12 protein-coding genes are annotated in these 12,483 nt (G+C 61.3%); 1 reads left to right on the top strand and 11 read right to left on the bottom strand.

Annotation, left to right across the window (positions count from 1 at the left end; all coding sequences use genetic code 11):
- Nucleotides 1–53 precede the first annotated feature (53 nt).
- Nucleotides 54–1,592, top strand: coding sequence for a DEAD/DEAH box helicase (locus tag BUC08_RS01600; RefSeq protein ID WP_037922133.1), 1,539 nt, complete (start codon nt 54–56; stop codon nt 1,590–1,592).
- Nucleotides 1,593–1,693: 101 nt separating this feature from the next.
- Here the strand turns inward: BUC08_RS01600 and BUC08_RS01595 are convergent, their stop codons facing one another.
- The 11 genes from BUC08_RS01595 to nuoI all read right to left on the bottom strand — a co-directional run bounded on the left by BUC08_RS01595 (nt 1,694) and on the right by nuoI (nt 12,483).
- Entirely contained in the window at nt 1,694–2,119 is a 426-nt protein-coding gene (locus BUC08_RS01595) for an OsmC family protein (protein WP_037915050.1), read from the bottom strand.
- A gap of 86 nt (nt 2,120–2,205) precedes the next feature.
- Nucleotides 2,206–3,873: a ribonuclease J gene (locus BUC08_RS01590; protein WP_037921244.1), complete on the bottom strand. Its 1,668-nt coding sequence runs from the start codon at nt 3,871–3,873 to the stop codon at nt 2,206–2,208.
- A gap of 3 nt (nt 3,874–3,876) precedes the next feature.
- Nucleotides 3,877–4,650, bottom strand: a complete 774-nt coding sequence (locus tag BUC08_RS01585; protein WP_028956130.1) for a type III pantothenate kinase — start codon at nt 4,648–4,650, stop codon at nt 3,877–3,879.
- A gap of 12 nt (nt 4,651–4,662) precedes the next feature.
- Entirely contained in the window at nt 4,663–5,412 is a 750-nt protein-coding gene (locus BUC08_RS01580) for a biotin--[acetyl-CoA-carboxylase] ligase (RefSeq protein ID WP_037921245.1), read from the bottom strand.
- A gap of 63 nt (nt 5,413–5,475) precedes the next feature.
- Complete coding sequence (gene nuoN, locus BUC08_RS01575) at nt 5,476–6,915, bottom strand: NADH-quinone oxidoreductase subunit NuoN (protein ID WP_037921248.1); 1,440 nt, start codon at nt 6,913–6,915, stop codon at nt 5,476–5,478.
- A 16-nt stretch (nt 6,916–6,931) separates the two neighbouring features.
- Nucleotides 6,932–8,473 carry an NADH-quinone oxidoreductase subunit M gene (locus BUC08_RS01570; RefSeq protein WP_037921250.1) on the bottom strand — a complete coding sequence of 514 codons (1,542 nt, stop codon included), beginning with the start codon at nt 8,471–8,473 and terminating at the stop codon, nt 6,932–6,934.
- Nucleotides 8,473–10,593: an NADH-quinone oxidoreductase subunit L gene (nuoL, locus tag BUC08_RS01565; RefSeq protein WP_037921252.1), complete on the bottom strand. Its 2,121-nt coding sequence runs from the start codon at nt 10,591–10,593 to the stop codon at nt 8,473–8,475. Before nuoL ends, BUC08_RS01570 begins: the two co-directional genes overlap by 1 nt.
- Nucleotides 10,594–10,597: 4 nt before the next feature.
- Entirely contained in the window at nt 10,598–10,903 is a 306-nt protein-coding gene (gene nuoK, locus BUC08_RS01560; protein WP_008553673.1) for an NADH-quinone oxidoreductase subunit NuoK, read from the bottom strand.
- A 91-nt stretch (nt 10,904–10,994) separates the two neighbouring features.
- Entirely contained in the window at nt 10,995–11,597 is a 603-nt protein-coding gene (locus tag BUC08_RS01555) for an NADH-quinone oxidoreductase subunit J (RefSeq protein ID WP_037921255.1), read from the bottom strand.
- The gene (locus BUC08_RS01550; protein ID WP_037921257.1) at nt 11,594–11,992 is read right to left on the bottom strand and encodes a carboxymuconolactone decarboxylase family protein; all 399 of its coding nucleotides are present in this window, start codon (nt 11,990–11,992) and stop codon (nt 11,594–11,596) included. The genes BUC08_RS01555 and BUC08_RS01550 overlap by 4 nt, the downstream gene beginning before the upstream one ends.
- A complete protein-coding gene (gene nuoI, locus BUC08_RS01545) occupies nt 11,989–12,483 on the bottom strand; it encodes an NADH-quinone oxidoreductase subunit NuoI (protein WP_028956122.1) in 495 nt (164 codons plus the stop codon). Before nuoI ends, BUC08_RS01550 begins: the two co-directional genes overlap by 4 nt.

Genomic DNA, 12,483 nt, shown 5'->3' with positions numbered 1-12,483 from the left:
GACATTTCAAAGCTGCCGCGGGCCAAGTCAGTGTCCGCAAACTTCGGACATACATGACAAAATTCTCAGATCTGAACCTGAATCCCAAAGTGCTGAAAGCCATCGAGGAAGCAGGATACGAAACGCCGACCCCCATTCAGGCCGGCGCGATTCCCCCCGCCCTGGACGGCCGCGACGTTTTGGGCATTGCCCAGACCGGCACAGGCAAGACCGCAGGCTTTGTTCTGCCGATGATCACCCTGCTGGCCCGTGGACGCGCCCGCGCGCGGATGCCGCGCAGCCTTGTGCTGTGCCCCACGCGCGAGCTGGCTGCACAGGTTGCCGAAAACTTCGACACCTATACCAAACACCTGAAACTGACCAAGGCGCTGCTGATCGGTGGCGTGTCGTTCAAGGAACAGGACACGCTGATCGACAAGGGCGTGGACGTTCTGATCGCCACGCCTGGCCGTCTGCTGGACCATTTCGAGCGTGGCAAGCTGATCTTGTCGGACGTCAAGGTCATGGTCGTGGACGAAGCCGACCGGATGCTGGACATGGGCTTTATCCCCGATATCGAACGCATCTTTGGCCTGACACCGTTCACCCGTCAGACCTTGTTCTTCTCGGCCACCATGGCGCCCGAGATCGAGCGCATCACCAACACATTCCTCAGCAACCCCGCCCGCATTGAAGTGGCCCGCCAGGCCAGCGCCTCAGAGACCATCGAACAGGGCGTTGTCATGTTCAAAGGCTCGCGCAAGGATCGTGAGGCATCGGAAAAACGCAAGGTTCTGCGCATGTTGATCGACGCCGAAGGTGACAAATGCACCAACGCGATCATCTTCTGCAACCGCAAGACGGACGTGGACATCGTTGCCAAGTCGCTGAACAAATACGGCTATGACGCGGCCCCGATCCATGGCGACCTGGACCAAAGCCAGCGCACGCGCACCCTGGACGGCTTCCGTGCCGGCACCCTGCGCTTTCTCGTGGCCTCGGACGTGGCCGCGCGCGGTCTGGACGTGCCCAGCGTCAGCCACGTGTTCAACTTCGACGTGCCCAGCCACGCCGAGGACTATGTGCACCGCATTGGCCGCACGGGCCGCGCCGGACGGGACGGCAAGGCCGTGATGATCTGCGTGCCCCGCGACGAAAAGAACTTTGAAGACATCGAACGGCTGATCCAGCGTGAAATCCCGCGCATCGAGAATCCGTTGGGCCACATCGGTGCCGAGGCGCAGGGCGATGCGCCCGAGGACACCACCGAGAAGAAACCGACCTCCAGCCGCTCACGGTCGCGCTCGCGCAGCCGCAAGACGGACGACGCACCCAAGGCCGACGCCCCGGCTCAGACCAAGCCCGAAGCCGCGCCCAAGCAGGCCGAAACGCCAAAGCGCGACGCGGCCCCGGCCGAAACCCGCGCCGAGCCGCAGAAGGACACGCGCGCGGACAATCGGTCCGACAACCGGAACGACACCCCGGACAGCAAGCGCAGTTCGTCCAGCCGGTCGCGCAGCAATCGCGACGACCGTGGAGGTCGCGTGACAGGTCTGGGCGATCACACGCCCACCTTTATCGAGAAAAGCTTTGCCGAACGCTACGACAGCTAAGCGGCGGGGCTAAGCCCCTGCCCTGAAACCAAAAATGCGCGTCAGGACACAGCCCGACGCGCATTTTTTGTATCTATGACACCGATGGCGTCAAAACGGGTTCAGACCAGTTTGGCGTCCATGGTGATCTCGGCGTTCAACAGCTTGGAGATCGGGCAGTTTTCCTTGGCCGTCTTCGCGCATTCGTCGAAGGACACCTTGTCGGCACCGGGGACGCTGGCGGTCAGGTCCAGATGCACCTTGGTCACTTCAAAGCCTGCATCCTTTTTCTCAAGCGATACGGTGGCCTTGGTTTCGATGCTGTCCGCCTGCAAACCCTTTTCGCCCAGGATCATGCTCAGCGCCATCGAGAAACAGCTGGCGTGGGCCGCACCGATCAGCTCTTCGGGGTTGGTGCCCTTGCCGTCCTCGAAACGGGTGTTAAAGCCATAAGGCTGGTCTTTCAGCACGCCGGTTTCAGTCGAAACATAGCCTTTGCCGGTCTTCAGATCGCCCGACCACTTTGCGGAACCGCTTTTCTTAATCATTGGAAACTCCTTTGCGCGTGAAAAAGGGGCGCAAAGCGTGCGCCCCCGTTATATTTTCAACGCGCTGAGAAGCGGTTTGGTTCCGCTCAGGTCAGACGGCTGATGATCACCGTCACTTCGGGTTTCTTGCCGATCTCGTCCTGCGCGGTCTTGCGCACGGTCCGGCGCAGCGCCTGCTCCAACGCTTCATCGTCGCGCAGGGTTTTGGGGTCTGCACGGCCCAGGAATTGGCTCAGGTCCGCTTCCATGATTTCCACCAGCGGCGCGTTGCTGCTGCCGGTTTCCGCGATGCCCATGGTTTCGCACCACGGATCGCCCAGCGGCTCGTCCTGTTCGTCGATGATCAGCGTCACGACCACATGACCGTTCAGCGCCATGCGGATACGGTCGCGCACGACCCCGTCCAGCGCGCCGATCTGCACCGACCCGTCCAGATAGGTGCGGCCGGTTTCGACATATTCGGCGACCTTGGGTTCATTGCCACTGAGGTCGATCATCATGCCGTTGACGGCCAGAATGCCCTGCATCCCCTTGGCATCCGCGATCTTTGTGTGTTCACGCAAATGGCGGTGTTCGCCGTGCATGGGGATCAGGATCTGCGGTTTGACCACTGCGTGCATCTCTTCCAGATCGGGACGGTTGGCGTGGCCGCTGACGTGGTAATGGCCGCTGTTGTCGTCCACAATATCCACGCCCATTTCCGAAAACGCGTTCATGATCTGGATCACGCCGCGTTCGTTGCCGGGGATCGTCTTGGACGAAAACAGGAATGTATCGCCCTTTTTCATCTCAAGCCCCATGTATTTACCACGGGCCAGCTGCGCACTGGCGGCACGGCGCTCGCCCTGGCTGCCGGTGACCAGCAGCAACAGGTTCTCGCGCGGGATGCTGCGGGCATCCTCGGGGGCGACGACCTGCGGGAATTCGGTCAGGACGCCGGATTCAATCGACGCCTCGATCATGCGTTTCATCGCGCGCCCCAACAGCACGACCGACCGCCCTGCCCGGTCCCCCGCCTCGGCCAGCGTTTTCACCCGTGCCACGTTCGAGGCGAAGGTGGTGGCGACGACCATGCCCGTGGCCGCATTCATCATCTTTTCGATCTCGGGGCCAACGGTCACTTCCGACCGGCCCGCATGGGGGGAAAACACGTTGGTGCTGTCACAGACCAGCGCCTTGACCCCGCCCTTGGACACGTCGGCCCACAGCTCGGGGTCCCACGCCTCGCCCACCAGCGGTGTGCGGTCCAGCTTGAAATCGCCCGAGTGGATCACGCGGCCCTTGGGGCTGTCGATGACCAGACCCGAGCTTTCGGGGATCGAATGCGAGATCGGCAGAAAGCCCACCTTGAACGGGCCAGCCGCGACCTGGTCGGGCCAGGCCTCGACGACGGTGACGGCGTCGGCCGGGTGGCCGTTCTCGGCCATCTTGCGCTTGGCATGGTTGGCCGTGAAGGCACGCGCGAAAATCGGCGCTTCCAGACGGCCATAGGTGTGGGCAATCGCGCCGATGTGGTCCTCGTGGGCATGGGTGACAAACACCGCCTCGATGCGGTCGCGCCGCTCTTCCAGCCAGCTGATGTCGGGCAGGATCAGGTCCACCCCCGGCGTGCTGTCCATGTCGGGAAAGGCCACGCCGATGTCCACAACGATCAGACGTTCCTTTTCAGGTTTTCCGTAACCGTAGACATAGCAATTCATGCCAATTTCGCCCGCCCCACCGAGGGGCAGGTAGATCAATCTTTCACTGCTCATAAGTCAGTTATTTTCCTTGTTGTATCGATGGATCACGGTCAGCCCGTGCATCGTCAAATCATCATGAAATTCGTCAAACAGGTCTTCAGTCTGCTGGAACAATGGTGCCAGTCCGCCGGTCGAGATAATTTTCATCTCGCGCGCCCGTTCGCCCTTGATCCGGGCACATATCTCTTTCACCAGTCCGACGTAACCCCAAAAGACGCCGGATTGCATACAGGCAACAGTGTTGGTGCCGATCACCGACTGCGGTTTGGCAATGTCCACATGGGGCAAGGCGGCGGCGGCGTGGTGCAGCGCCTCAAGGCTGAGGTTCACACCGGGCGCAATCACCCCGCCGATATAGGCGCCATCCTCGCTGACCACGTCAAAGGTGGTGGCGGTGCCGAAATCCACCACGATCAGGTTGCCACCGTAAAGATCATGTCCGGCCACGGTATTGACCAGCCGGTCCGGCCCCACGGCAGTGCCCGTGTCCACGCGCACATCCACGGGCAACAGGCAGTCGGGCTTGCCCACCACGATGGGACGTGTGTGGAAATAACGGTCGGCCAGCACACGCAGGTTGAACACCACGCGCGGCACGGTCGAGCTGATGATCATGTCGGTGATTTCAACGTCGATCTTCTGGAATTTCATCAGCGTCGACAGCCAGACATAATATTGGTCCGCCGTGCGCTGCCAGTCGGTCGAGGTGCGCCAGGTGCCGATAAAGCTTTCACCGTCCCAGATCGAAAAAACCGTGTTCGTGTTGCCGCAGTCGATGGCCAGAAGCATATGCGCTCCCCCTTAGAAATAGACCTCGGCCGCCGTGATCGGCACGGGGCCTTTGGATGTCTCCAGTATCAGGTTTCCCGCGCTGTCCACATCGGCAAAGGTGCCCGTGGTCTCGTCGCGGGTCGTGCGCGCGGTGATCACTTCGCCCAAGCGGGCGGCGTGGCTCAACCAGGCGCTGCGGATCGGCGCAAAGCCGTATGTGGTGAATTGGGTCTCGAACCGGGCATAGGCCTCGGCCAGCAGGTCCAGAAATGCCTCGGGCGCGATCACGGTGCCCAGTTCGCCCTTGAGCGACACGGGGCGCACGGCCCCCGCCTCGACCTCATCCGCGCCGGGGGCCGCGGCCAGGTTCACGCCGATGCCGATCGCCAGGTGCCGCAGTTGCGCACCCTGGCCTGCGCTTTCCAGCAGGATGCCCGCCAGCTTGCCCCCGCGCAAAAGCACGTCGTTGGGCCATTTCAGTGCAAATATGTCGGCGCGGCCCGTTGCCGCCACCAGTGCCTCGTACAAGGCCAGCGATGCCACGAAGGACCGCAAGGCCGCCTGCCCCGGCGCCTCGGACACCGGCAACAGCAGCGTCGCGGCGAAGTTGCCCGCAGGCATGGACCAGGGCCGCCCGCGCCGGCCCCGCGCGGCTGTCTGTTGTTCGGCCATGATCCAGACCGGCCCCGACGCATCGGCGGCCATGCGTGCCGCCTCGGACAGCGTCGAATCGACGCTTTGCAGCACGCGGCGTCCGTATCCGTCAGGCCAGCCGGTCATGTCTTCTCTGGTTCGGGACAGTCCCCGCCGGAGGCGCCCTCAGCAGCCACCAGCATCACCGGATCAGTTGACAAGAGACGCAGCCGCCGCAGCCGCCGCCCCCTCGACCCCGAACATGTTGACGATGCCCAGCACCATCACCACGGCAGAGGCCATCAGAAAGCCCCACAACACGGGCGACTTGCCGCCATCCAGCCCTTCGGCGTTCTCGTCGCCAAAGTACATGTAGAACACGATGCGCAGGTAATAGAAGGCACCGATGACGGATGCGACCACACCGGCAATCGCCAGCCAGGCCAATCCGCCCTCATAGGCCGCGCGCAGCACGTAAAGCTTGCCGAAAAAGCCCAGCATCGGCGGCACACCAGCCAGCGAGAACAACAGCACCAGCATCGCCAGCGCCTTGCCCGGCTCGCGCTTGGCATACATGTTCAGCGAGGCCACATCGACCACCGGCTGTCCGTCCCGTTCCATCATCAGGATAAAGGCAAAGGTGCCCACGTTCATCGTGACGTAGATCGCCAGATAGACCAGCATCGCCTGCACGCCAAAGATCGTGCCAGACGCCAGACCCATCAGCGCATAGCCCATGTGGGCAATCGAGGAATAGGCCATCAGGCGTTTGATGTTGGTCTGACCGATGGCGGCAATCGCGCCCAGGAACATCGACAGCAGCGAAATCAGCGCCACCACCTGTTGCCAATCCCCCACCGCATTGCCAAAGGCGTCATGCATCACGCGGGCGAACAGGCCCATCGCGGCGACCTTGGGCGCGGTTGCGAAAAAGGCGGTGACCGGTGTCGGCGCGCCTTCGTAGACGTCCGGCGTCCACATGTGGAACGGCACGGCGGAGACTTTGAACGCCAGACCCGAGATCACGAAGATCAGGCCAAACAACAGACCCAGCGACACGTCGCCTGTCTGCGCGGTCTGGATGATGCCCGAAAACAGCGTGGTGCCCGCATAGCCGTAGATCAGCGATGCGCCGTACAGCAGCAGACCCGAGCTGAGCGCGCCCAGCACAAAGTATTTCAGGCCCGCCTCGGTCGACTTGACCGAGTCGCGGCGCAGCGAGGCCACCACGTAAAGCGCCAGCGATTGCAGTTCGAGGCCCATGTACAGCGACATCAGGTCGCCCGCGCTGACCATCACCATCATGCCGACCACGGCCAGCGTGATCAGGATGGGATACTCGAAACGCAACAGGCCGCGCGCGGACATGTATCCTTCGGACATCGCCAGGACGGCAGCGGCGGACAGCAGCAGCGTCACCTTGGCAAAGCGCGAGAACCCGTCGTCGATGAACATGCCACCGAACCCGGTGTGCGTCTCGGGTGCGGCCAGACCGACCCAAAGAGCAACCAGCACAAACAACGCCGAGGTGGCCCAGACCAGTGCAGAGGCCAGCGCGTCCTTGCCGGTATAGACCGCACCCAAAAGGCCCAGCATCGCAAAAACGGCCAGAACGATCTCGGGAAGAATAAGCGTCAGATCAGCGGACATGGGTCCCGTTCCTTTATCAGTTTCCGACCATGGGGGTCGCGGCGGCTGCCGCGGCCGTGGCCGTGTCGTAGTTGTTGACCAGTGCAGTAACCGATGGCCCGATGATGTCCAGCACAAGTGCAGGATAGATGCCCAAGAGCAGCGTCATGGCCACCAGCGGCGCAAAGATCAGCTTTTCGCGGCGGGTCATGTCGGTGATGGATTTCAGGCTTTCCTTGATCAGGTCGCCCATGACCACGCGGCGGTACAGCCACAGCGCATAGGCCGCCGAGAAGATCACGCCCGTGGTGGCCACGGCGGCCACCCATGTGTTCACCTGGAACGTGCCCATCAGCGTCAGGAATTCCCCGACAAAGCCCGATGTGCCCGGCAGGCCGACGTTGGCCATGGTGAAGAACATGAAGATCATCGCATAGGCAGGCATCCGGTTGACCAGACCGCCATAGGCGTCGATCTCGCGGGTGTGCATACGGTCATAGATCACGCCCACGCACAGGAACAAGGCGCCGGAGATGAACCCGTGGCTGACCATCTGGAAAATCGCACCGTCCACGCCCTGTTGGTTGGCGGCAAAGATCCCCATGGTGACAAAGCCCATGTGCGCAACCGACGAATAGGCGATCAGCTTTTTCATGTCTTCCTGCACCAGCGCCACCAGCGACGTATAGACAATCGCAATCGCCGACATCCACAGCACCAGCGGCGTCAGAACCTCTGCCCCCACGGGGAACATCGGCAGGCTGAACCGCAAGAAGCCATAGCCGCCCATTTTCAGCAGGATCGCCGCCAGAACCACGGACCCCGCCGTCGGCGCCTGGACGTGCGCGTCGGGCAACCAGGTGTGCACGGGCCACATCGGCATCTTCACCGCAAAGCTGGCAAAGAAGGCCAGGAACATCAGCGTCTGCATGCCGCCAACGATCTGGACACCCAGGATGCTGAAGGTGCCGCTGTCGAATTCATGGCCCAGAAGTTGCACGATATCGGTGGTGCCCGCGTCCGAGAACATGGCAACCATCGCCACCAGCATCAGTACCGAGCCAAGGAAGGTGTAGAGGAAGAACTTGAAGCTCGCATAAATGCGGTCCGCCCCGCCCCAAATGCCGATGATCAGGAACATCGGGATCAGGCCGGCCTCGAAGAACAGGTAGAACAGCACCAGGTCCAGCGCCATGAACACGCCCAGCATCAGCGTTTCCAGCAGCAGGAAGGCGATCATGTATTCCTTGACCCGTGTGTCCACGTTCCAGCTGGCCGCGATCACCAGCGGCATCATGAAGGTGGTCAGCATCACGAACAGAACGCTGATCCCGTCAACGCCCATCTTGTATTGCAGACCCAACAGCCATTCGCCCTGTTCGACGAACTGGAACCCGGTGTTGCTGGGGTCGAATTCGAACAGGATGAACAGCGACACAAGGAAGGTGGCCGTGGTTGCGAACATCGCCACCCACTTGGCATTGCGCTGCGATGCGGCGTCGCTGCCGCGCAGGAAGACCGCCAGGATCAGGGCCGCAACAGCCGGGATAAAGGTGGTGAAGGAAAGCAGGTTGTCCATCAGTTTGCTCCTCCGAGGGTCATCCAGGTGATAAGTACGGCAATCCCGATGACCATCGCGAAGGCATAGGTAAAGATATAACCAGACTGCGCACGCCCGGCGAGACGGGTCAGGAAGGGCACGATGCCCAGGGCCACCCCGTTCAGCGTGCCGTCGATCACGTTGCCGTCGCCCTTTTTCCAAAGCTGGCGGCCGATCCATTTGGCAGGGCGCACAAAGACGACGTCATAGAGCTCGTCAAAGTACCATTTGTTCTTGAGGAACAGATAGATAGGACGCTGGTTTTCGGCCAGACGTGCAGGCAGTGTCGGGTTCCAGATGTAGAACCACAGCGCCATCAGGAAACCTGCCAGCATCGCGATGAACGGCGATACCTTGACCCAGACGGGCGTGGCGTGGGCGTCTTCCAGGACGTGGTTGTCCGGACCCATGTACAGCGCGCCCTCACCCGGCTTGCCTGCGAAAGCCAGATGGTGTTCGCCAGCGGCACCATGACCGCCTTCGGCTGTCGCGTGCTCTTCGGTGGCCGCAGCTTCGCCATGGCTTTCTGCGGCGCCCTCGACATGGGCCGCGCCATCGGCCCCAGCTTCCGCCACCGGAATGCCATAGAACTTGCCCACCTGGTCGGCGTGACCAAAGAAGCTGTTGTACCAGATCATCCCGGCAAAGATCGCGCCCAGCGACAGAACGCCCAGCGGGATCAACATGACCATCGGGCTTTCGTGCGCGTGGTCGTGGGTGTGCTTGTCACCGCGCGGCTCGCCGTAGAACGTCAGGAAGATCAACCGCCAGCTGTAAAAGCTGGTAAAGGCCGCCGCAATCACCAGCATCCAGAAGCCGTACATCGACCCGCCGCCATAGGCGCTTTCGATGATTGCATCCTTGGACAGGAAGCCCGCGAAACCGATGTGCGTCAGAGGAATGCCGACACCGGTGATGGCCAGCGTACCGATCATCATCGCCGCAAAGGTATATGGGATTTTCTTACGCAGACCGCCATAGTTGGTCATGTCCTGCTCGTGGTGCATGGCGTGAATGACCGAACCGGCGCCCAGGAACAGCATCGCCTTGAAGAACGCGTGCGTCAGCAGGTGGAACATCGCCGCCGAATACATGCCGACGCCTGCGGCCACGAACATATAGCCCAACTGCGAACAGGTCGAATAGGCAATCACACGTTTGATGTCGGTCTGAACCAGACCCACGGTCGCGGCAAAGAAGGCCGTCGTCGCACCGATAAAGGTGATGAACATGGTCGCCTCGGGGGCGAACTCCATGATCGGCGACATGCGGCAGATCAGGAACACACCGGCGGTCACCATGGTCGCCGCGTGGATCAGCGCCGACACAGGAGTCGGACCTTCCATCGCGTCGGGCAGCCAGGTGTGCAAAAGCAGTTGGGCCGATTTGCCCATCGCGCCGATGAACAACAGGATCGCAATCAGGTTGGCTGCATTCCATTCGCCCCACAGGAACGAAAGCTGCGTCTCGGCCAGACCGGGTGCTGCGGCAAAGATGTCGTCAAACCGGATGCTGTCGGTCAGGAAGAACAGCGCAAAGATGCCCAGCGAAAAGCCAAAGTCGCCCACGCGGTTGACCACGAACGCCTTGATCGCAGCCGCGTTGGCCGACGGCTTGCGATAGTAAAAGCCGATCAGCAGATAGGACGCGACGCCCACGCCTTCCCAGCCAAAGAACATCTGGACCAGGTTGTCCGAGGTCACCAGCATCAGCATGGCGAAGGTAAAGAACGACAGATAGGCGAAAAAGCGGGGCTTATAGCTTTCGTCGTCTTTCCACTGCGGATCGTGATCCATGTAGCCGAACGAATACAGATGCACCAGGCTGGACACCGTGGTGATGACGATCAGCATGATCGCGGTCAGACGGTCCAGACGGATCGCCCAATCGGTGCTGAGCGAGCCGCTTTCGATCCAGCGCAGGATCTGGATGGTCTCGGTGGTGCCGTCAAACGACAGGAACACGACCCACGACAGCAGCGCCGACAGGAACAACAGCCCCGTGGCAATGCACATCGCCGCCGTTTCGCCAAAGGCGCGCCAGCCAAAGCCGCACAGGATCGCGCCGACCAGAGGGGCAAACAGGATAGTCAGTTCCATGAATTCAGCCCTTCATCACGTTGACGTCTTCAACCGCGATTGTGCCACGGTTGCGGAAGAAACACACAAGGATCGCAAGGCCGATCGCGGCCTCGGCGGCGGCGACCGTCAGCACGAACAGGGTGAACACCTGCCCCACGAGATCGCCCAGGAAACTGGAGAAGGCCACAAGGTTGATGTTCACCGCCAGCAGCATCAGTTCGATGCTCATCAGCAGGATGATCACGTTCTTGCGGTTCAGGAAAAGCCCGAAGATGCCGATGACAAACAGCGTGGCTGCAACTGTCAGGTAATGTTCAAGTCCGATCATTCTCGTCCCTCGGCTTTTTGTTGTATTTCAGATCCGGTGCAGATCGTTGCCATCGCGGCAAGATCCCCATCGGCGGTCAGCGCAAAGTTCATTACAGCCCCTGCCCCGATTTCACGTCTTTCAGTTCCATCGCCTTGGCCGGATCGCGCATCATCTGTGCAACCACGTCCTGGCGTTTCACGTCCTTGCGGTGGCGCAGCGTCAGCACGATGGCCCCGATCATCGCCACCAGCAGGATCAGACCCGCAAGCTGGAACAGCAGGAAATACTGGTCATAGAGGATCAGCCCCAGCGCTTCGGTGTTGTGCCGGTCGACCGGGATCGCCTGTGCGCGCAGCCCTTCGGCGGCGGCGTTGGCTTCCCATGCGCCAAAGGCCATGACGAATTGCATCAGGATCACCAGCCCGATCAGCAAGGCCAGCGGCATATAGCGCGCCATCTCGGCCTTGAGCTCGGCAAAGTCGATGTCCAGCATCATCACCACGAACAGGAACAGAACCGCGACCGCGCCGACATAGACAATGACCAGCAGCATGGCGACGAATTCCGCGCCCAACAGCACGAACAGGCCCGCAGCCGACAGGAACGACAGGATCAGCCACAGCACCGAATGCACGGGGTTGCGGCTGATGACCGTGAACAGCCCACCGGCGATCACCGAGATCGCAAACAGGTAAAAGGCAAAAACGCTCATGTCTCTTTGTCCTCTTTCAATACGGCCTGCGCCAGGTCCATGGCCTTGGTCGTTGCGGGGATGCCTGCAAACATCGACATCATCGCTATCGTTTCGCTGATATGCTGGTCGGTGGCGCCTGCCTCGACCGCGTGGCGCACCGTCTGGCGCACCGCGATTTCATTCTGTGCGCCCTGCATCACCAACCCGGCCAGCGTCAACAGCAACCGCGTGCGCGCGTCCAGACCGCCCTCGTTAAAGGCGTTGCCGAACATCGCTTCCATCACGTCCTTGGGCATGGTTGGAAACATGCCTTCGAACTTGCGGATGTCGAACGCTTCCATCGCCGGAAAGGCTTTCGCCATTTCCTGCATCTGGGCCATCATCGCGGCAAAGGGGTTGGTGGAATCACTCATCGGTACGGCGCGTCCAGTTCCAGGTTGCGGGCAATCTCGGCTTCCCAGCGGTCACCGTTTTCCAGCAGCTTGGTCTTGTCATAGAACAGCTCTTCGCGGGTCTCGGTCGAGAACTCAAAGTTCGGCCCCTCGACAATCGCATCCACCGGGCAGGCTTCCTGACAGAAACCGCAATAGATGCACTTGGTCATGTCGATGTCATAGCGCGTGGTGCGGCGGCTGCCGTCCTCGCGGGGTTCCGCGTCGATGGTGATCGCCTGCGCGGGGCAGATCGCCTCGCACAGTTTGCACGCGATGCAGCGCTCTTCGCCATTAGGATAGCGGCGCAGGGCGTGTTCACCCCGGAAACGCGGGGAAAGCGGCCCCTTCTCGTGGGGATAGTTCAGCGTCGCCTTGGGCCGGAAGAAATATTTCATCCCCAGCTTCATGCCGCCCCAGAAATCCTGCAACAGGAAATATTTGGCCGCGCGGGTATAGTCGATCTGAGTCAT

Origin of the sequence: Pseudosulfitobacter pseudonitzschiae (assembly GCF_900129395.1) — a bacterium.
Lineage (GTDB): Bacteria > Pseudomonadota > Alphaproteobacteria > Rhodobacterales > Rhodobacteraceae > Pseudosulfitobacter > Pseudosulfitobacter pseudonitzschiae.
This window is presented reverse-complemented; position numbering and strand designations above follow the sequence as displayed.

Excerpts from the sequence above, each read along its gene's own strand:
- BUC08_RS01580 (WP_037921245.1), bottom strand. The coding sequence starts at position 5,412 with ATGACCGGCTGGCCTGACGGATACGGACGCCGCGTGCTGCAAAGCGTC.
- BUC08_RS01570 (WP_037921250.1), bottom strand. The coding sequence starts at position 8,473 with ATGGACAACCTGCTTTCCTTCACCACCTTTATCCCGGCTGTTGCGGCC.
- BUC08_RS01585 (WP_028956130.1), bottom strand. The coding sequence starts at position 4,650 with ATGCTTCTGGCCATCGACTGCGGCAACACGAACACGGTTTTTTCGATC.
- nuoL (WP_037921252.1), bottom strand. The coding sequence starts at position 10,593 with ATGGAACTGACTATCCTGTTTGCCCCTCTGGTCGGCGCGATCCTGTGC.
- BUC08_RS01555 (WP_037921255.1), bottom strand. The coding sequence starts at position 11,597 with ATGAGCGTTTTTGCCTTTTACCTGTTTGCGATCTCGGTGATCGCCGGT.
- BUC08_RS01590 (WP_037921244.1), bottom strand. The coding sequence starts at position 3,873 with ATGAGCAGTGAAAGATTGATCTACCTGCCCCTCGGTGGGGCGGGCGAA.
- BUC08_RS01550 (WP_037921257.1), bottom strand. The coding sequence starts at position 11,992 with ATGAGTGATTCCACCAACCCCTTTGCCGCGATGATGGCCCAGATGCAG.
- BUC08_RS01600 (WP_037922133.1), top strand. The coding sequence starts at position 54 with ATGACAAAATTCTCAGATCTGAACCTGAATCCCAAAGTGCTGAAAGCC.
- nuoK (WP_008553673.1), bottom strand. The coding sequence starts at position 10,903 with ATGATCGGACTTGAACATTACCTGACAGTTGCAGCCACGCTGTTTGTC.
- nuoI (WP_028956122.1), bottom strand. The coding sequence starts at position 12,483 with ATGACTCAGATCGACTATACCCGCGCGGCCAAATATTTCCTGTTGCAG.
- BUC08_RS01595 (WP_037915050.1), bottom strand. The coding sequence starts at position 2,119 with ATGATTAAGAAAAGCGGTTCCGCAAAGTGGTCGGGCGATCTGAAGACC.
- nuoN (WP_037921248.1), bottom strand. The coding sequence starts at position 6,915 with ATGTCCGCTGATCTGACGCTTATTCTTCCCGAGATCGTTCTGGCCGTT.